17 protein-coding genes and 1 pseudogene are annotated in these 18,746 nt (G+C 58.1%); 5 read left to right on the top strand and 13 right to left on the bottom strand.

The window, feature by feature from the left end; genetic code table 11:
* The 8 genes from AC24R4_RS27265 to AC24R4_RS27300 form a co-directional block, all read right to left on the bottom strand.
* A partial coding sequence (locus tag AC24R4_RS27265; RefSeq protein WP_487523996.1) for a flagellar hook-basal body complex protein occupies positions 1 to 440 on the bottom strand: 440 nt, incomplete at its 3' end.
* Positions 441 to 456: 16 nt separating this feature from the next.
* Entirely contained in the window at positions 457 to 2,511 is a 2,055-nt protein-coding gene (gene flhA / locus AC24R4_RS27270; protein WP_487523997.1) for a flagellar biosynthesis protein FlhA, read from the bottom strand.
* On the bottom strand, positions 2,508 to 3,608 hold the full coding sequence (locus AC24R4_RS27275; protein ID WP_487523998.1) for an EscU/YscU/HrcU family type III secretion system export apparatus switch protein: 1,101 nt from the start codon (positions 3,606 to 3,608) through the stop codon (positions 2,508 to 2,510). The genes flhA and AC24R4_RS27275 overlap by 4 nt, the downstream gene beginning before the upstream one ends.
* Positions 3,608 to 4,375, bottom strand: a complete 768-nt coding sequence (locus AC24R4_RS27280; RefSeq protein WP_487523999.1) for a flagellar biosynthetic protein FliR — start codon at positions 4,373 to 4,375, stop codon at positions 3,608 to 3,610. Before AC24R4_RS27280 ends, AC24R4_RS27275 begins: the two co-directional genes overlap by 1 nt.
* 19 nt (positions 4,376 to 4,394) lie before the next feature.
* The gene (locus AC24R4_RS27285) at positions 4,395 to 4,661 is read right to left on the bottom strand and encodes a flagellar biosynthetic protein FliQ (RefSeq protein ID WP_487524000.1); all 267 of its coding nucleotides are present in this window, start codon (positions 4,659 to 4,661) and stop codon (positions 4,395 to 4,397) included.
* An 857-nt stretch (positions 4,662 to 5,518) separates the two neighbouring features.
* A complete protein-coding gene (locus tag AC24R4_RS27290) occupies positions 5,519 to 6,493 on the bottom strand; it encodes a toll/interleukin-1 receptor domain-containing protein (RefSeq protein WP_487524001.1) in 975 nt (324 codons plus the stop codon).
* A 416-nt stretch (positions 6,494 to 6,909) separates the two neighbouring features.
* Complete coding sequence (locus AC24R4_RS27295) at positions 6,910 to 7,614, bottom strand: endonuclease NucS domain-containing protein (RefSeq protein ID WP_487524002.1); 705 nt, start codon at positions 7,612 to 7,614, stop codon at positions 6,910 to 6,912.
* Between the two features lie 162 nt (positions 7,615 to 7,776).
* Complete coding sequence (locus tag AC24R4_RS27300; protein WP_487524003.1) at positions 7,777 to 8,802, bottom strand: hypothetical protein; 1,026 nt, start codon at positions 8,800 to 8,802, stop codon at positions 7,777 to 7,779.
* A gap of 563 nt (positions 8,803 to 9,365) precedes the next feature.
* On the opposite strand from AC24R4_RS27300, the gene AC24R4_RS27305 reads away from it, so the two are divergent.
* Together AC24R4_RS27305 and AC24R4_RS27310 are read left to right on the top strand one after the other, a co-directional pair.
* Positions 9,366 to 9,722, top strand: coding sequence for an H-NS histone family protein (locus tag AC24R4_RS27305; protein ID WP_487524004.1), 357 nt, complete (start codon positions 9,366 to 9,368; stop codon positions 9,720 to 9,722).
* A 506-nt stretch (positions 9,723 to 10,228) separates the two neighbouring features.
* The gene (locus tag AC24R4_RS27310) at positions 10,229 to 11,569 is read left to right on the top strand and encodes a hypothetical protein (protein ID WP_487524005.1); all 1,341 of its coding nucleotides are present in this window, start codon (positions 10,229 to 10,231) and stop codon (positions 11,567 to 11,569) included.
* Between the two features lie 340 nt (positions 11,570 to 11,909).
* Here the strand turns inward: AC24R4_RS27310 and AC24R4_RS27315 are convergent.
* Positions 11,910 to 12,074: pseudogene (locus AC24R4_RS27315) on the bottom strand (SMODS domain-containing nucleotidyltransferase); the annotation flags it as partial.
* Positions 12,074 to 12,604: a hypothetical protein gene (locus tag AC24R4_RS27320; RefSeq protein WP_487524006.1), complete on the bottom strand. Its 531-nt coding sequence runs from the start codon at positions 12,602 to 12,604 to the stop codon at positions 12,074 to 12,076. The gene AC24R4_RS27320 and the pseudogene AC24R4_RS27315, both read right to left, overlap by 1 nt.
* A 450-nt stretch (positions 12,605 to 13,054) precedes the next feature.
* On the opposite strand from AC24R4_RS27320, the gene AC24R4_RS27325 reads away from it, so the two are divergent.
* Positions 13,055 to 14,149 (top strand): hypothetical protein, encoded by a 1,095-nt coding sequence (locus AC24R4_RS27325; protein ID WP_487524007.1) that lies wholly within the window; start codon positions 13,055 to 13,057, stop codon positions 14,147 to 14,149.
* Here AC24R4_RS27325 and AC24R4_RS27330 read toward each other — a convergent pair.
* The 3 genes from AC24R4_RS27330 to AC24R4_RS27340 are packed head-to-tail and all read right to left on the bottom strand — an operon-like array spanning position 14,091 to position 16,323.
* Positions 14,091 to 14,636, bottom strand: coding sequence for a PIN domain-containing protein (locus AC24R4_RS27330; protein WP_487524008.1), 546 nt, complete (start codon positions 14,634 to 14,636; stop codon positions 14,091 to 14,093). The two genes, AC24R4_RS27325 and AC24R4_RS27330, sit on opposite strands and share 59 nt — an antisense overlap.
* Positions 14,633 to 15,751 carry an ImmA/IrrE family metallo-endopeptidase gene (locus AC24R4_RS27335; protein ID WP_487524009.1) on the bottom strand — a complete coding sequence of 373 codons (1,119 nt, stop codon included), beginning with the start codon at positions 15,749 to 15,751 and terminating at the stop codon, positions 14,633 to 14,635. Before AC24R4_RS27335 ends, AC24R4_RS27330 begins: the two co-directional genes overlap by 4 nt.
* Complete coding sequence (locus tag AC24R4_RS27340; RefSeq protein ID WP_487524010.1) at positions 15,748 to 16,323, bottom strand: hypothetical protein; 576 nt, start codon at positions 16,321 to 16,323, stop codon at positions 15,748 to 15,750. Before AC24R4_RS27340 ends, AC24R4_RS27335 begins: the two co-directional genes overlap by 4 nt.
* 405 nt (positions 16,324 to 16,728) lie before the next feature.
* Here AC24R4_RS27340 and AC24R4_RS27345 point away from each other — a divergent pair, with 405 nt between their 5' ends.
* On the top strand, positions 16,729 to 16,914 hold the full coding sequence (locus AC24R4_RS27345; RefSeq protein ID WP_487524011.1) for a hypothetical protein: 186 nt from the start codon (positions 16,729 to 16,731) through the stop codon (positions 16,912 to 16,914).
* A gap of 104 nt (positions 16,915 to 17,018) precedes the next feature.
* The gene (locus tag AC24R4_RS27350) at positions 17,019 to 18,707 is read left to right on the top strand and encodes a hypothetical protein (RefSeq protein ID WP_487524012.1); all 1,689 of its coding nucleotides are present in this window, start codon (positions 17,019 to 17,021) and stop codon (positions 18,705 to 18,707) included.
* The last annotated feature ends 39 nt before the right edge of the window (positions 18,708 to 18,746 follow it).

Here is an 18,746-nt window from a genome sequence, read left to right on the forward strand (position 1 = left end):
GTCAGCACGATCTCGCCACTGCGCCCCATGACAGCATTGCCACTAGCCGTCACCAACCGGCCACGCGTATCGAGCCGGAAGTCGCCGTTGCGGGTGTAGGCAGGGCCGGCATCTGTGGCGATCTCGAAAAATTCGGAACCGGTCAGCGCCACTTGCAGGCTCTGCCCCGTGGAACGCAGCGTACCGGCGCGTGTGTCCGACACGGTCAACGGCACGAGACGCCCTGCCGGATGCGATGCCAACGATGCGCCAGCAGGATCGGCAGCGGCCTGCCCTGCATCCACCTGCGCGGAAAACGGCAGCGTCGGCGTGCGGGGCATCGCGCCGACCTCGCGCCGGTAGCCCGGCGTCGAGGCGTTGGCCAGGTTCAGGGCGATGCGGTCGAGTCGGTCCGCATCGGTCTGCAGTCCGGTAAGTGCCACGGCCAGAGTCTGTTGCACAGTTTGTTCCTTCGTATCAGAGGCTCACAACACCAAACGACTTCAACTCCACCGCGTGCGGCACCTCGGCCATCGAGATCACGCGCAGGTGCGGCAAGACGCGTTCCGACAAGCTGCGGACATGACGCCGCAGTTCGGGCGCGCACAGCACCACGGGAAGGAGATTGCTCTTCATCATCTTTTCGGCGTGAAAGACGAGTCGCTGGATAAATTGCTCGGCCAGGCGGGGATCGAGCGCGAAATGCCCCCCGTTCTCGACCGCCTGCAGGTTTTGCAGGAATCCGGCTTCCATGGCGGCGTCCAGCGTCAGCACCTGCAGCGCACCGGCGTCGCCGGCCAGTGCCTGGCAGATTGCGGGGCCCAGGCGCTGGCGTACGGCCTCGGTCAATGCCAGGGGATCCTTGGTGGCGCGGCCCGCATCGGCCAGCGTTTCGAGAATGGCCTCGACGTGGCGGATGCTGACCTTCTCCCGCAGCAGATGCTGCAGCACCTTCTGCACATCCCCCAATGACAGCACCGTGGGAATCAGTTCCTCGACCAGGCCTGGATGGCTCTCGCGCACGCGTGCCAGCAGGCGTTCGGCTTCGGCGCGGGTAAGCAGCGTGGCCGATTCGCGGCGCAGGATTTCCGTCAGATGGGTCAGGAACACCGTTTGCGCGTCGACCAGCGTGAATCGCGCTGCCACGGCGGCGTCGCGCTGGGCGGCATCGATCCAGAGTGCCGGCAGCCCGTAGGTGGGATCCTTGGTCGGCTCGCCTGGAATGGCGCGCGTATCGCCTGACGGATGGATTGCCAGCAACTGCTCCATGCGCACTTCGGCCTTTGCCCGTACCACGCCGTCGATCTGGATCTCGTACTGGTTCGGGCCCAGCCGGGCCCCTTCGCGAAACCGCACGGGCGGGAGTACAAGGCCCAGATCCTGGGCGTGCTGCTTGCGGAACAGCGCGATGCGCTCCATGAACAGCCCGCCTTCCTGGCTGACAAGAGGCAGCCATGCAGTGCCCACGTGCACTTCGATCGGCTCCACGGCCAGTGCCGCGTAGCCCGTTTCGTCCTGGCTCCGGGGCTGCGCGTCGGACGCCGTGTCCGGGCTGTTGTTGTCCTGGGCGGCGCCCCGCCTGACACGGCGCGCAACCAGCGCGACGCTTACGACGAGCGCCAGCAGAACCAGGATCGGCACGGACGGTATGCCCGGCAACAGCACCAGCCCGCCCAAGGCACAGGCCACCAGCAGCAGCGTCTTCGGAAAGGACGTGATCTGGCGCAGCACTTCGTTGCTGAGATTGGCATCCGACGCCGAGCGCGTAACGATGATGCCGGTACCCACCGCAATCACCAGCGCCGGAACCTGGGTCACAATGCCGTCGCCAATCGTCAGCAACGTGTAGGTCTGCAAGGCTTCGGACCAGCGCATGCCGAACTGCATGGTGCCGATGACCAGGCCGCCGACGATGTTGATGAGCATGATGATGATGCCGGCAATGGCATCGCCCTTGACGAACTTGCTTGCGCCGTCCATCGCCCCGTAGAAAGCGGCTTCCTTCTCCAGGTTCTTGCGGCGGCGCTGGGCTTCCTCCTGGTCGATGAAGCCCATGTTCAGGTCGGCGTCGATGCTCATCTGCTGGCCTGGCATGCTGTCCAGCGTGAAGCGCGCAGCAACTTCCGACACCCGCTGCGCGCCGCTGGTCACCACTACATACTGCACCACAATCAGGATCAGGAACACGATAAGGCCGATCACATAGTTGCCGCCCACCACATAGGAACCAATGGCCGCAATCACCTTGCCGGCGTCAGCGTCCGCCAGGATCAGGCGCGTTGCCGCCACGTTGAGCGACAGCCGGAACAGCGTGGCGATCAGAAGCAGCGATGGAAACGTGGAAAACTCCACGGGTCGCGCCATGTAGAACGTCAGCAGCAGGATCAGGAACGCGAACGAAAAGTTCGTGAGGATCAGGAAATCCAGCAAGCCGCGCGGAATCGGCGCGAACAGCACCAGCAGGATGCCGAGTACCAGGCCAACCAGCAGCACATCGCCCTGGCCCGACAGCAATTGCCGCCAGTTGCTCATGACGTGGCCTCCTCTGCCGTCAACGACTGCGCCACCTGCCGGGAGCGCCGCATGGCGAGTACCCAGACCATGATGCGGGCCACATCGGCATAGAGTTCAGGCGGCACGTGCTGGCCGATGCCGACCCGGCGGAACAGCGCGCGCGCCAGTGGCCGGTTTTCCACGATGGGCACCGCCTGCGAGCGGCCTGCCTTGCGGATGGCCAGGGCAAGGGCTCCCGCGCCCTTTGCCACCACGCGCGGCGATTCCATCTGGCCGTGGCGATACTCGAGGGCCACGGCCAGGTGCGTGGGGTTGGCGATGATGACGTCCGCGCCGCCCGCCTCGCCGATGGCGCCTACCTTCCGTGCCATCTCCTGGCGCAGTTCGCGTTGCCGTTGCCGAATGCGTGGGTCGCCTTCGCGCTGCTTGTGTTCATCCTTGACCTCCCGCTTGCTCATGCGCATGCGCTGGGCAAACTGGCGTCGCGTGAACAACAGGTCCACCGCGGCGATCACGGTCAGGATGATGACCACCCGCAATCCGATGGCGCCCATGTCGTTGAGCACTGTTTCCACGTAGCGGCGCGGCGGCAAGGCTGCCAGATGGTGGAACTGCGGCAGAAGATCGGTCAATGCGTACCAGACCACCAGCGCCAGCAGCGTCAGCTTCACGCAGGAACGCAGCGCATGGAACAGTGTTCGCACCGAAAGCAGTTGCTTGAGGCCAGTCACCGGATTCAGCCGGGTCCAGTCGGGCTTGAGTGCCTTGGGCGCGAACATCGGCCCCGTCTGCAGCACGTTGCCGATGACGGCCGCAATCATCACCGTCACCAGGAACGGGGTCAGCGACCACACCAGATGATCGAGCGTGGCCGCCAGCAGTGCCATGATTTGCCCGCTGTCGCGGGCCGTGACGGCGCGTTGCACCAGCGCACTGTCGAAGCGGAACTCATGGAGAATGCCCTCGAGCCCGCGCGCGTGCAGCGTGGCGATGACGACGGCCATGACCAGCGTACCCGTCACCTCCTGGCTCCTGGGCACCTGGCCCTGTTCGCGCGCGCGCTCCAGCTTGTAGGCCGAAGCGGCTTCGCTCTTGTCGAAGTCTTCGTCAGCCATTATCGGAACAATGCCTCCCAGTTGCGAAACACGGTATTGAAGATGCGTGCCACATAGTCACCGGCCGAGCCGAGCCAGACTGCCAGCGCACCCAGGCCGACGATGACCTTGATCGGCATGCCGAGCACGAACATGTTCATCTGGGGCAGATTGCGGGCAAGCAGCGCCAGTCCAAGTTCCACCAGAAGCAGGCATGTGACGACGGGCGCCACGAGGGCGAAGCCCAGGACGAATACGCCCGATACATGACGCAGCACGGCCGGCAGGCTCTGCTGGATCGCCCAGGGCGCACCGATCGGAAAGTGTTCGAAGCTGTAGGCCAGCGCACGCAGCAACGTGTGGTGGGCGTTCAGGGCGAAGAAGCACAGAACGGCGAGCTGCGTCATGGCACCGGTCAGCAGCGGCAGGTTCTGGCGCGTGGCCGGATCGAACAACTGGCCCATGCCGAACCCGATCTGGATGTCGAGCACGCGCCCGGCAACAGAAAACGTGGCAAACGCCAGCAGGATGCCGAGGCTCAGCAGGACGCCTACGGATACCTCGAGGCAGGCGGCCTCGAACAGCGAGGACAGGTCGGCGTGCCCCCGGTAGCTGGCAGAGGGCAACGCTTGAGACAACGCTGCCGCGATGCCAAGGATCACCAGGACGCGAACGACAGCCGGCATCGGAATGGCAGACAGCACTGGTGTCATGGCGAACACCATGCCAATGCGGATGCTGACCAGTAGCACCGATACGACCCACGAGCCATAGGCGAGACTTCCCACTGTGAACTCCGGCCGACGGTCAGAACAAGGAAGGAATACTGGTCCAAAGCTGCGTGCAATAGCTGGTGAGCTTGCGCAGCATCCACGGACCCAGAGCGATCAGTACGATTCCCGAAGCGATGAGCTTAGGAACGAAGGTGAGCGACATTTCCTGGACTTGTGTCACAACCTGCAGGAGGCTGATGACCAATCCAACTGTCATGATGACCGCCAGCAGCGGTAGACAGACCGTCAGGCCCGTCCACAACAGACCCGACACCATGCGTAACGCGAGATCCGCGTGCATAACCGACCCTACCCTTCTTATCGCCATTCTTGGCTGTTTGTTCTTTGGCCGCCCGACCGTCTGAGCGGTATGCGGCTGATGTTTCCAACAGCGCCCTGTCTCTGCACGTTCCGAAGGACGGAATCACATATGTTCTGCAAACATGGCGCGGTCGCAATTGTGCAATTTGCAATTTGGCTGAACAAGCCCAACTTTCTTCGGGTAGGCGAATATTGGCGCTAAACCCATCATCGAGCGGCGTGTGCAGCACTAAAGATGTATGTAAGGTCTCTGTTAGCTAGCAGAGATGCAGCAATTGATGTGTTTTAGCCACAGTTGTTACTTTAGTAGGATACTTAAAGCGGTCCAGAGCACGCCAAGACATCCCGTTACACTGTCGGGATCTTCCTTGTCTGGCGAAGAATGCCATACCTGTGCCATTGAGCCACGGCCGGCAACGGCCCGCATCCCGGGTCGTCCGGCAGCACTGAATGGCCCGATGGGCTGACCGCAATTTATGTTAAATGCGGTGCGTAGGTTGGAACCGCGTTCTAGTGTAGGGTCGGCGTAATCTGCACCGCGACGACCTTGCTTGCCGCCGAGGAGTAAGTCGCCTTCCCACTGACCTGGTATGGCTGGGTCTTCAACGGTAGCGGGTCGTTCGCTGATAGAAACGGTTTCGCGGATTCCCTTGGTGGGCCTCCGCAAACAGCCTGAACGGTCGTTGTTTTGACCTTGAACCCTGGAGATGTCGGCTCTGGCCGCCGGGCGTGCTTAGGACCCGGAGTTCTCATGGACAACTCGGTGGCGGCGCTGCCCCTGGGGAATAAGAAAAACTCAGCTCGTTCTGTCAGTGAGGAGAGCGAGCGGAGAATCGTTCATGCCTTAGCGGTGATTCCGGAAAGCACCTTCGACATTGGCCCCTCCTTGACAAGTTGCGTCGCAAGTTCAAACACCTTCGGATCGATCTGGGACACATCCAGCGAGGCGAACGATGAACTCCTGTCGATGTTCCAGTGCTGAAAGACCTCCTTCAGTTCTGACCATCCGGCCTCAGAACCAAAAACTCGAAGGTAGAACTTGCCAAACTCAATTGCATGACGGCGATCAGCGTTGCGTAACGATTCGTTCGCGTAGGTCTTACCAAGGGAGAACGCGTACTTCGCGGCTGCTCCGAGTAGCGTGATGACAAGGACTGTTCTGATAGCTGAGAAAGCAAAATCTACCCAGCCAAGGGACGCTTGCGAAGGTAAAGAGTGGGCTGCGCCGAAGACGGAAAACGCGATACCAGCGAGGAGCGCGATGAACCCAAGAATGTTCCAGCAAATGCTCCACCGTCCATTGCTTCGCTCAAGCGAGGCCAGCCGCGCAAGAGCGTCGTCAATGTATTGCGGAGCACTGTTTTCAATCCGCCGCGAGAAGAGCGCGACGGCTTCTTCCTTCGCGGCCTTCCGTCCCACAAACGCGGAAACTGCACGCTCAATCTGTGAAACCACATACGAAAGATCCCGACCGGTTGCATTGATCGCCAACACGTCGGCAACTATTGACGGAATCTCGGTCAAATCAAGCAGAACGGGGATTACAACCATGCGCCCTGATTCACCTGCGTAGGCACGCGCCGCTCCCAACTCAGCCATGACGTGGGGTGAGTTCAACGAGCGCGGGGAAAGCAGTACAACGAGAGCTTCGGATTTCTTCAGCCCTTCTCCCAGCTTTCCTCGCCATTCATCTCCAGGCGCAAGCGAATCGACATCAACAACGATGTCATGACCGTTCGATGCGAGTGCTTCGGACAAGCTCAAAGCAAAGCCTCGATCCTGCTGCGTATAGGAAATAAATATTCTCGGCATTTGCTAGTTCATCAGGGCCAAACCAGGTGTTAAGGATAAACACACTGTTGGCGTGCCTTCGATTGTCAGGGTGAAGTGTACCCTGCAGGATGTCAGTGGCCTGCTGAATATCTTTCAGGACAGGCCTCCAACTAGTTTTTCTTCATATTGCACGGAAGTTCACGGAATTCACCCTGACACTTGGGACGGCTGGAGCCAAGTGAAAGGTGCTGCTCCACCTCCGCTATTGCGGGATAGCTCCTGGTCGTCTGTTACCAGTGTCCCGCCGGCCATCCAAGCCTTCTCAGCGCCAGCCACAGCCGCGTTCTAGTGCTTGAGGGTCTTTGTTGGACCATCACAGGATTCTTGCAGTCCGTCCCTTACATTCTTGTTCCAATGGTAGAAGGTTATCGTTTCGAGCATCGTAGATTTTCTCTTTAGTCTTCGACAGCGATAGAATCAAAAGCGAACTGAACGCGATAGCGGACCAGCTCGAGATCTTTTACGGCCTCCGCGGCGTAGCGAACCGGCTCCGGAAAGTCGCCGGCAATGAGCATCCCGCGAGGCGGCTTCTGATCCTGCCGAGCGTACCAGCCAAGGTAGCGGGCGATCTGCCCCACCGCAGCGTCTTTGGCATCCCCCACCTTCAATTCGATGACGACACGGCGGCCCTTTCCATCTTCCGCAAGGATGTCCACGCGGCCGACGTCGATCACAACTTGACGCTCCACGAATCGCAATCCCTTCTCAAGCATGCCCAGATTTCGAATCAAATGTTCTTCCACATCCCGCTCGAAGCTTATCGACGCCTCGACGCGCTGCTCGATCGCATCGACGGTCTCGACTTCCTCTTCGATCAAGGGGTCTTCGGCAACCGGCGCCCAAACGTTTGGCCCGTGCTTGCCTTCGTCGTAGATGAAGAAGCGACCGTCGTTGGCTCGATAGAGAAACTTCTCTGCTGACTTGTGATGCAGATATGCCTTCGGCTGGTTAACGGCGCATCCATAGAGATGCGCTGTCAGCGTGCCGGGCGTCCATTTGCCCGGGTAAGCAGATTTGATATGGTTTCGAATCTCGCGCGACGTGACGCCGATGGGCGAGGATTCAACGAAGTGGCGGACAGCACCGGCCATGGTTGCCATGGGGATTCCCGATTTGCTCTGGGTTGTAGGAAGGTGTCCAAAACTAAGCACGCCGATGGAACCCACCAAAATTTATCATCAGCAGGGACCGCGAATAGTTGAGGCGGCTTTGTGCACACAGCGCTGCAACCGGGTCGCGTGAATGCGGCCCGGCATACTTTCTTAGCTGACTCGCTCCGAAGGAACCGTAGCCTGGGAGTTTCCCGCTGCAGAGGATCTTTGGTCGCTCAACTGACTAGTCGGCAGCCTGCGACGCATGTAGCGATCAATTTTATTGACATACCGCCCGATTTTTCCGTCAACACGGGCTGTCCCCATGCCTCGAAGTGGAACAAGGCAAAACAACCATAGCCCAACGAACAGCAACATTATCGCGAGCACAACGTTTCCGGCGAGATGACGTGGGTCGGCGCTCACCCAGTAGTACTGTCTTCCGATGATCTCGATGCTAAGTACAATTGCCGATGCGCTGATAAGTGCCTTAGCAATCAGCAGCGTGACCCACTTCCAAGCCTGAGATATAAAGCGAGGGCTCTGAGCAGAGCCGCTGATGCCGGAAAATATATATGCAAAACACTGAGTTGACACAAAAAAAACGAGCAGCCCAATAAGCGCCCAAAATTCCGGCCCAATATCGAGAAAGAAATTTGCACCAGCCAGAATCAGCTCCGCTGTTCGATTTTGTGGTTTGCCGTCAAAGGCGAAGATGCCGCTCTCACCGGCCGCAACAAAAATACCTGCACTCCCAAATAAGGCACCAAAATATGCCACCCACATTGGGTAGATCACCTCCGGCTCGGTCTTCGCCTTCTCATTGAGCACGAAGAACGTGAAGAACATCATGATAGCGGCCGCTACGATTAGGACGCTGAACGGAAACGCAACAGAGAGCCGCGATAGCCAAGTTTGCTTCGTGATGGCGGTTTTTTGGCACCCGGTTAGCAGTTCATAACGACGATCTAACGGATGATCGACGATGGTCTGACCCTCTATCCCTTCACCAAAATCGAGTTCGTACCCTTGCCATTCTGCGTCGAATTCAGAGATCTTAATGGATCCCGTGGTGCTGTCAGATACAGTTACACGCTTTCCTGCAACTTCAATTCTTAGATTCCCTGCTTGATTACGATACTCGCCGTCGAACTGAGGTACGAAATACCATACGGGCAAAGCAATCCCGATCACCACCAGCCCTACTCGGACCAGAACTGTCTTAATACTGCTCCACGTAAGAGCCGACGCGACGCGGTCGAGCGCCGCCCATATCCGCTTTCTGAGATTCCTCGATGCGGGTCCACTTAATTCTTCCTGAGGCGCAGGGGAAGGCGTCGAATGCATGATCGCGATAAGAAGGGACTTACAATGAATGTAAGAACGCCGTCGAGCGTCCTAAAAACGAGTTCTGAGAACGTAAAAATTCCCGCGTCGAAAACATGCGGGAAGAAGTCTTTGGATTTTCTCACGGATAGAGAATTGTGAACGTTTTTTTCGCATTTTTCCACCCTCTCCCTTTCTACCTTACGGTTTCTTCCGAGATGCTTGTTCCGTGAGCAGCCCTGAGATGACTTGGCTATCGGTTGTTGGCGCGTCATCTGGAGGGGTAGTTGGGGTACAAAGGCTAGGCGGAATTCGATGTAGAAGGGATTCTCTGACTAGTGGGTGAGGGTCGTCCGTCCCTATGCAAATCCGCACTCCATTTGAAAATGGAGTAAATTAACGCTTCTGCGGGGCTTCCTATGAAGGATAAATACATGGCTACCTACAAGCAGTTGTTGGCCCAGAAGGAAGCACTGGAAGTCCAGTTCGCCGACGCACGTTCGACTGAGGTGGCGGGGGTGATCCAACAGATCCAGAAATTAATGGGAGCGTACGGTCTGTCGACCGACGACATCATCGGAAATCGTCGCCGTAGTCGACCGGCCGGCCTCGGAACCGCCAAGGCAGTTAAAAAGCCTATGCCACCGAAGTATCGCGATCCGAAGACGGGAAAAACCTGGTCCGGTCGCGGCCATACTCCGGCGGGGCTTGGAAAGAACCGGACTTGGGTACGTAGCCCTACTCGCGCATTCTGGCTGAAGTACGCCGGTCGCTTATGGTCACTTCTCTAGCCCCCCCGAGCACCGGAGCAATCGTGGGCTCTTCCGCAGCCTATCCGACTGACTGTTGCTGTGAAGGGGGACTGGCGGCTATTCCGGCGCAGCGACTCGTGGTACTGCTTCGCAATCGGGTCGAGGCTTGCTCGGCGTTCACTCGCGTTACGGCCTGCACACTCGCGCTGTCACAGTATTTCGTGACATGTTGGCTTCAGCCACTTCGTCACCTCCATAGTTGCTCCGGATGCTTCCGGCTGGAGCGGTTGCCGGGTGGGGCTTGCACCTACTCGAAAAACGCCGCCTTAGCACGGCGCACGCCAGATGCGGTCGTATCAAAAACTCAACCGATTGTGTGCGATCGTCGTTGAACGTACACTTTCGTCCGCGCGCGTTAACGGCGCGTTAACGGTGAGTCGGCGCAGCTATGGGAACGAAGCCTGTTTCTACCCGTCACTACTCGGGTGGGCGGGCCTTGTGCCCGATGAGACCATCCGCGACCCAAGAACAATAACGAGGGCTACATGCATCCTGTACTGGTCCAGATTCAAGAGGAACTCCGCAAGGTCATTGCCCAATTGCAGGCCCACCTGGGCAGCGACGAGCCATTGGGAACCGTACACAATAACTGGAGCTTCCCAGGTCTCACCCGCACCGAGCTGATTGAGGAGGCGCAGTCGATCGTCGACCTCATCGACGAACGCGGCGGTGACGACCTCGGCAGCGCCGAATCCCGCATCAAGGACTATGTGCGGCGACTGACGCATCTGCACGCGAGCACCATTCCCAACATGTGGGGCAATGCCAACCAGGCCGTCACCGCCTACCTGCTCACGCTCGAGGGCTTGCGCAAGGCACTAGCCCCGGTCCTCGCCGACGACGCGGTCGCCAAGGCTGCCGAAGCCGCCATCCAGTTACGCCGGCTCGCCACCAAGATCCGTGGTCTCGAAGCGCGGCTCGCGAACGTCGAGCCGCGCACCGCGACCCTTTCGGGCATGGTCGAGCGCATCGAGAAAGCATACAGCGCTGCCGACCAACTTCCGACGGACCTCGAGTCGCTCGCCGAGGCTCGGCAGGAGCTCTCAGCCATCCTGAAGGCGTCTGCCGAGGAAGGCACCCGAATCGCTGACACGCGCAAGGAGGCGAGTGCGCTCGAGGCGGATTTGCGCCAGAAACAGAAAGAAGCCGGCGAGGTCCTCGAGCGGTGCGAAACGGCGTATTCGGCCTCCACCAGCGTAGGCCTCGCCGCCGCCTTCACGGAGCGCTCCGAGTCCCTTTCGAAATCAATGTGGTTCTGGGTGGGCGGTCTCATTGCCGCCCTCTCGCTGGGCAGTTACTTCGGTTCGCAGCAACTCCACTCGCTCTCGGAGCTGTTCCGCCAACCCAATGCCCCGACCTCGGTCCTGGTTCTCAATTTCGCCCTGTCGCTGCTGTCGGTCGGCGCGCCCGTCTGGTTCTCCTGGCTGGCCACCAAGCAGGTCGGGCAGCGCTTCCGGCTTTCCGAGGACTATGCCTTTAAGGCGTCGATCTCGCGGGCCTACGAAGGCTTCCGCCGCGAGGCCGCGCGCTTCGATAAGGACATGGAAAGCCGCGTGCTGGCCTCGGCCCTGACGCGGCTGGACGAGTTGCCCTTGCGCCTGGTGGAAACCGAAACGCACGGCAGCCCCTGGCACGAGTTCGCGTCGTCCGACGCCGTTAAGCAGGCGATGCGCGTGGTTCCGGGCTTTTCCGGTCAGGTGAAGGACCTGGCGGAACAGGGCATCGCCGCGGTAGCCTCGACCCGGACCAAGCCGAAGGCACCGGCCAGTGCAGGTCCCAGTGCAACTACCATAGCACCGGCCAGCTCGGCCGCTAACGCGGAGTAGCAGGGTCCTAGCGGGCTATCTGACCTTTGGACGACGGAGTCGTTGCCCCGCCGCATCCGACAGAGACGCCGGAGTGGAGCGTGTCACCCTTTCGCCATCGCTTCTACATTAGTGCCTTCTGAGTTTCGGTGTATAAATCCGGCGCCTTTTGTTTCATTTGCAGCACCTCCACAGCCTACGTAGCGTCTGCGTGTTGCATAGACCCATTAAATCCACGTCTGACTCCCGCCATTTCGGCCGGTGGGACGTCTGCTGAGGGCTGGCGTGGGGCACCGCTGTACGAGCTGACCAGAGAGTCAGGAACCCCCAAACCCTGGTCCACCCAATAGCCGCCCGGGAAGGTGTACCGGGCGTAGGAGCCAGTGAGGAAGTCCCGCTGAATTGAGAACTTCGACCGGATGTGCTCCCGAACTTCAGTGTGGCGCTTTGACGCGTTTGCTTGCTCGCGGTCGTTAAGTTCAAGCCTGGACTTAAACTTGCGGAATGCATCGTCGAGGGAAATCATCAGCGGGTCCTCCAGTACGCAGCGCTCGCGCCGAGGCCGCTATGTTCAACAGTTGAGCCTAGGGTCCGGCGCACCATGCCTTCGGTTGAGCGGGACGAGCAAGGGCCCCAGCCATCAACGTCCGGCCGCCCGGCCTTGGTCCTCAGAATCACCGCATACCTTGCGTTCTCAGGTGCCACGCCGGCCTGGATCCAGGATAGGTCGTCAGTAGCGACAACCACTGACACCTGCCAGTTTCCCTTGGTCGCATCGAGCCCCAGTTTCGCTTCATTGCCGCTTGATTCATCAAGTGCGTCATCGTCGTACAGGCAATAGATGCGGGTACGCGGACCTTCGCAGGTCACGACAATGGGGCTGGACTTCGGCGTTTGGTCAGTGATGGCACTTGCCACAATCCCTGTCACGCTCAACAGTTCCTTGCGGGCCTCGTCGTTCGAGTTGCCAGCTGTGATCAACTCGACGATGGCAGTCCAAGTGTCAGCTGCGTCCCGCGACGGAACGCTACGAAAATCTCGACGGACGGTGTTCATTTGCTGGCCTCCTTGCGCGAGCGTGCCGCCTTCGCATCCTTCGCTGCGGCAAGCAGGTGTGCGGTCGTCAGCTTGTTCGGATCGACGGCAACCTCGCGGCTATGGCCATGGCGTTCACCACCATCTTGCGAAGCGCACCGCCATCCAGCCCTTCGCATGCGCGCGCGATCTCGACAATATCCTGGGGGCTGGCCGTCGTCGCGAGCGCCGGAAACTGCTTCGCCAGACTGCTCAGGCATTGATCGAGAACCTACAACAACAAGCCCGAACCACTTATCGTCCAATTGTGAAGCTGGGCCATTGCGCCTACAAGGAGAGTTTTTTACACTTACGGGTATATTGTAGGCAAGCAGTCTGTTGTGAGCAGTATCAGTATCGGTCTGGATGTTTGCTTTGGGCGTGTACTGCATGTGGCGCGCCTAATGACAACCCCTATCTGAGCATCTCACGATGAAATGCAAGATTGTCTCGGTTGGAAGGCGTCGGGATGGCGGAACGCGCTACTGGTGCTTGTCCCATCATGCAAACGCCACAGCAAAGTACGGCGTCGCTGCCCGGCAATGTGTCGCTGCACACGACTTGCCAATCGGGCCGCACGAGACCCTAAACCTCGCTTTCTCCGACTATCCTGGTGGCGTCGCGCTATGGGGATCAGTTCCAGCAGTTTATGACACTACCCACCAGGCGGTAGATCGTGGCATCCACGTGCATGCGCGGCGCACCGTAGGCGGGCATAAAGAGATCGACCGGACGTATCGGAAACTGCGTATTCCGTTTGCCGAAGACCTACTTTCTGACGGCTGGGCCGAAGTGGAGGAGATTGACGCCATCAACTATATGGTGTCCACCGTGTTCGGTTTTTCGACGATTCCGGTGAGCTGCACATATTGCGGATTCCCACATCTGGACCGCGACTGGTTCGCGGTGCATCCGCACCGCAGGCATCAATGCCACGGATGCGGCAAGCAGTTTTCGGATTCGTCCACTGGAATTGGGAACCCGCTTGCTACGATCAGAGCACACTTCGATGCCAAGGCGACTAAGGAGGTCAAAGCGCCCAGGAATCTCTTGCTAAAGCAAGCCGACTTTCTCGGCGGAGTTCAGATCTGGGGATCGAATCCAGCGCTGATATGGACATCCACGGAAACTGAAGAGAGTGGAATCCATGTACACGCTTTTCGACACTATGACGATGAAATACCTGAAATCGATGACACCTTTGCAAAGGTCGTCATCGACGGGCAAAAATTAGAGGCAAGTCATGTGCGGGTATATATGGCGCAATCGGCTATGCCTCACCTTGAAGGTCGGATCGTAGCACTGACTTGCCCGACTTGCGCCGCGCCTCACTTTGACAATGGAGAATGGGCGTACACGCCTCACTCTGAACATGTGTGCCACGCGTGCCAGCACGTCTTCCACTCGCCGACTCGTGTAAAGAAGACTATCGGCAATCCATTCGCCGCACTTCGCCATGCGTTAGCCACTACGGCTCCGAACCCGTTGCGCCAGGAGAATCTTGGATTTCGGCCCGAGACGATATAGTGGAGACCGTGAATGTTTCCGGAGCCAAGTCAGGGAGGTAACCTCCTCGTGATTTCATCAAGTTGAACGCATCATAAGCTTGCTCCGGACTTAAGATTCCTGCTGAGACGGCTTCCTTTAATAAGCCGATTGAGCCGGTGAAAGGGAAGTCGGGGATGGCCCGGTTGATGATTTTCCTTGCGGTGCCATCGTCGCATGCCACACGACATTTCATGACTTGGGCAGCTAAGATGCACTCCGTTTCGCCTTCACCAAGTCCCCAGGCTTCTAAGGCAACCTTAAACTCGTCAAAGTCGACCAGATCTGCGTCGACCCATTCCAGATCACCGCGCTGTACTGCCGCATTAATAGCGTTTGAAACCGTTTTGGATTCCTGACGTACAACCTCGCTTACCATGAATTGGTGCCCGGGCAGGGAGACAATCTCGGCAAACACTTCGCCGTTTGCCAGATTGATGAGCGTGGATGCATCAAGAATGATAATCACACGCTTATGTCCGAATTGGCTGCCACCAGAGTAGACACCGGCACATTCAAAAGTTCGGCCGCCTTCCCGAGAGACATCTGACCTGAGCGGATCTTCTCAACCGCGGCATCGATCAATAATGGTGAAGCAGCAATCGCTAGCTTCGGACGCGGAGGGATGTCGATTGCCTCGGCGAACCGCTCGGGATTCTTATAGTCATCCACCAGCTTCTGGTAGAACGCTCGAGCACCCGATCGAGGCAGAAGGTCCAAGCCCTCAAATCGTCGGGCGGCGACCTCAAAGCTAACGTGAAAAAAGTGGGCGACCCAGGCAATCTCGATTGCACCCAGAGGTCCTTTCGAAATGCCCATTCGGTCCCGAATCGCTTGGAGTGCACGTAAAACTCCGTGGCGAGGCAAAAGCAGCGATGCAGCAAAAGCATCGGCGAACCGCTCTTCCTGGCGTTTAGGTTCGTTCAACCCGCCCACCTCCTTATCCAAGTGAGCATATCCATTGTCTCGCGAGTCGTGATGTGCAACCAGATGTCCTAGTTCATGCGCGATCGTAAATAGCATCCGCGGCTGAAACGTGCGCGCTCCCAGAATGATTAGCGCGTGGCCTTCGACAATTGCGGAAACACCTTCAATGCTCGGATCTCGCGAAAACAGGACAAAGACGCCCAGTTGACTAACAGCTTCCGGCAAATCCTGAAAGGGCTCGAGGTCGTCTAAGGATCCAATCGAACTGCGGAAGCGATCGGCGAACGCTTCGGCGATCTCGACTCGCGGCTCTAGACCATCGAAGAGCTCTAACCATGTGAGATCGGAAGGAAGCCCGCGGGCGATCACAAGAGCATCGCGCACCTGCGCGGCCAGCACATCAAGTTGGGGCGTAACTTCGATTTCACGCTGATCGAGCGTCTTCCGAAACAAAACACGTATCGGCTCGGCAGGTGCGCTGTCCATGAGGCTCGATACGGGGACACCTAAGGCACGAGCAACCTGCCTGAGTTCTCCGAGCGTCGCGTTGCCCCCCTTCACTACCTCTTCGAACCTGTCTAGGGAAAGACCGGCCTTTGCCGCAGCCTTTTCCATCGATAAGTTGCGGCTCGCGAGATAGGACGCAATGTTGGTCACGCCCTCGCCTCGCGTTTGATGTCTTCGAGCGCATGCCTTAGTCGCTCGACTTGCGCATCGGACAAGCGCCGCGCACGCCCCATAATATGGTGTACGCGGGATCCATTACGGTCGAACAAATCAGAAAGGATCTCTATGGTCCGATCACGCCCGAGTTGCACTTCCCGATCGCTCTGTAGGACCACTGGGTTCTTTCCGAGCACGTAGTTTTTTATTCGGTTTTCGAATTTCGAGTGGCTGTCGCGAGGGTTCTGAGTGCCGTCCGGCATCGCGATGATGTTCCCGTGCTTTTGTCCGTTCTCAAATCGAAGGGCATTTTCCGGATGCACGCGCAACGCCTCCAACTGATCTTTGAGCTTTTCGTCGATCTCCATCCCGCCAATGACATATTGCGGGTAGGTCTTCCCCAAGCTTCCGCTCACAACAAAAATATGGTCGCCGGGCGTCACCAATCGACGCAAATCTGGCCGACAGGTCCCCATAGTAGGACGTGGAGCGGTCAATATCGGATCAGCGAGCGCGCGGCCGGCGCCAGGATCGGAATTGGGCGACACAAATATGTAGCTAGACATATCTTCCCTACAGTTGGGGGTGGACACTGTATTTATATACAGTACATCGATCTGTGACAAGTAGTATTCGCCCCTTCCCGACGTTGTAAGACACGCCCCCGTCATAGATTGTCACAGAACGCTGAAATTTCTCAGGTTTGTTGCTCCCTGCATACGGGAGGTCCGCAGAGAGGGTTCTGTGGTCGATAAGTAACGAGAGGTATCGATCGCGGGCGAAGCCTACTGTGAAAGTGTCTAAACATGCACTTTTCTTTGGGAATAGCTTGCAAAGCCTCTAGGTATCGTCCTAATCTCATTACGTGGGTTGAGCAAGCTCCCGTGAGTTGACGTTGCTACACCTAAAGCATAAGATAGTGGGTTGGCATTTTTCATGCAGTACCATGTTGTGCAACTCTGGAGAAAATGATGGACAAGCGGCTTGTTGAGATGGCAGCCAGGGTCCTGTTAACCGGAAAGGCAGAGCGCCTGAGCGGAGAGGATGCGCAGGCCGTATTTGAAAGCTACTTTGAGCGCGCGCAGGAGCCCATCCAAGCTCTGCGCCGGGAACAAGCCGCCGCCATCGAAGAGAATCGCTTTGTGACGTGTCGCTGACACGCATCGAGAACCGTTAAAGGGCCACTTTGGTGGCCCTTTTCTTTTGTCCTATGACGTCAACAAACGAAGTAAGTCTTTCTAGTGCGACAAATGGCCGCCTGGTGCTTCACGCCATCAGCAACGCGGAAGACATCGTTGCGGTACTTATGGGCCGCACCAGTGCCCAAAACTCGCAAACCGGTGCGCGCCATCGCGCGCCTTCCAATCAGCATCAACTCACCCCGTTGCGCAATATCGCCGCGATGTTGGCAGAAATGGGCTGCAAAGCCGCAATTGTCCAGGCGCCTTCCACAGACAAGGAGTATCAGGCCGAGTTTCGCGCATATTACTCCACCACATTCTCGAACTACTCTCGATACTCCCAAAGGGTCCATTTCTTCTCGGTTGCGGTGGAGCAAGGCCAGGCACCGCTCGACTATATTGACAGAATTGCCGGAAATGACCATGCCGACGTTAATCAGACGCCGGGCTACCTAGGCTTCGTCAATGTACGGCCTGTCAAGTCTGCGCCCGTGGGGAGAACGGTGCTGAAGGCGCCGCCAGAGTGTACGTTCCTGACAGTAAAGGACTCGTTCAGAACCACCTTGGCAGGAAGAACCTTGAAGGTCGTGGGAGCACCGTTCATGCAACAGGACAGCGCGGTGGGGGCCTGCGCCCAAGTGGCGATCTGGTCAGCATTGCGGGTCTTGCGGAAAAGGGACGGCAGGGATGCCATTACCGTGGCCGACATTTCCGCCGAAGCAGGGGCATCTGTGATCTTTGGGCCGGTACTTCCGACCAAGGGCTTGGGCGTCCAATCCATGCTCGCAATCCTTGAGCGCTTCGGATATCACGGTCATCAACTACGAACAAAACTGCCGGCCAATGCAGCGCAGCTGCCACTTGCTCCTTGCTATCGATATGACCTGGACCGGGTCAAGGATTTGGTCTACCCATATATTGAATCTGGCATTCCGGTGATCGCGCTGTACGGTACAGAAGTCGACCAATTTTCGCATGCAGTTGTCATCGTTGGTCACGACTGGGATACGTCGCGATCGGCCACAAATGGTCCGACGCGCAGCGTGCGTGTTGACACAGGAGGCGGTTGGTCTCAGTCTTTCTCTCTATACTCTCCAGTCAACTGGATCGATCATCTCTACATCCAGAATGACAACGATGGTCCGTATCGCAGCGTCAGTCGAGAGGGGGGCCTCTATCCATACGGATCCATTCAATCGGTAATTCCGTTGCTGCCAAAGGACGTTTATGTCTTTGCGGAAGAGGCCTCCTTCGCGGTGCAGGAGACATTGTCAACGTTTCTCGACATTGCAATGACTGCGTCTTCAGTGACCGGTATCACGAGGACCGATGATTTTCATTTGGAGTTTGTTCTGCGACCGTTCCTGACTTCGCGCCACGAATTCCGGCGTTGGGCGATCGAGAACACTGAGAAGGAATTGCAGAAATTTTACCGCGAACGGCACTTGCCCGAGCGGCTTTGGGTGTTCGAGATTAATCGAAAGGGGGGCTATCACCAGGCTGGTGTGCAAATCTCGGAGGCCGCGCATGAGAAGACTCAGCGTATTGGAGAGATTCTCGTGGATCCCACCGGCGACGTTTATCATTTCCCGGTACTTTGCGCCCATATGAGCTTTCAATGGAAGAAAGGAGCGACGACCGGCATCATGATTGACTTCGATGTCGAAGAGGGCGTAGAGGCGTTCCTGATCGACGAATCTGTGAATTCATACAGCATTCACATGCGGGAAATCGACGCCGCGGGACATGCCGCACCGGCGCTGGCGTAGCGACGTCTTCCCCACGCCCTTTTGCGATTGCCAGCCGCG

This window comes from Cupriavidus sp. CER-90 (assembly GCF_057652055.1).

What these genes read in the sequence shown, in the direction of transcription:
- flhA (WP_487523997.1), bottom strand. Translation starts at nt 2,511, where the DNA reads ATGAGCAACTGGCGGCAATTGCTGTCGGGCCAGGGCGATGTGCTGCTG.
- AC24R4_RS27275 (WP_487523998.1), bottom strand. Translation starts at nt 3,608, where the DNA reads ATGGCTGACGAAGACTTCGACAAGAGCGAAGCCGCTTCGGCCTACAAG.
- AC24R4_RS27285 (WP_487524000.1), bottom strand. Translation starts at nt 4,661, where the DNA reads ATGCACGCGGATCTCGCGTTACGCATGGTGTCGGGTCTGTTGTGGACG.
- AC24R4_RS27290 (WP_487524001.1), bottom strand. Translation starts at nt 6,493, where the DNA reads ATGCCGAGAATATTTATTTCCTATACGCAGCAGGATCGAGGCTTTGCT.
- AC24R4_RS27295 (WP_487524002.1), bottom strand. Translation starts at nt 7,614, where the DNA reads ATGGCAACCATGGCCGGTGCTGTCCGCCACTTCGTTGAATCCTCGCCC.
- AC24R4_RS27305 (WP_487524004.1), top strand. Translation starts at nt 9,366, where the DNA reads ATGGCTACCTACAAGCAGTTGTTGGCCCAGAAGGAAGCACTGGAAGTC.
- AC24R4_RS27310 (WP_487524005.1), top strand. Translation starts at nt 10,229, where the DNA reads ATGCATCCTGTACTGGTCCAGATTCAAGAGGAACTCCGCAAGGTCATT.
- AC24R4_RS27320 (WP_487524006.1), bottom strand. Translation starts at nt 12,604, where the DNA reads ATGAACACCGTCCGTCGAGATTTTCGTAGCGTTCCGTCGCGGGACGCA.
- AC24R4_RS27325 (WP_487524007.1), top strand. Translation starts at nt 13,055, where the DNA reads ATGAAATGCAAGATTGTCTCGGTTGGAAGGCGTCGGGATGGCGGAACG.
- AC24R4_RS27340 (WP_487524010.1), bottom strand. Translation starts at nt 16,323, where the DNA reads ATGTCTAGCTACATATTTGTGTCGCCCAATTCCGATCCTGGCGCCGGC.
- AC24R4_RS27345 (WP_487524011.1), top strand. Translation starts at nt 16,729, where the DNA reads ATGGACAAGCGGCTTGTTGAGATGGCAGCCAGGGTCCTGTTAACCGGA.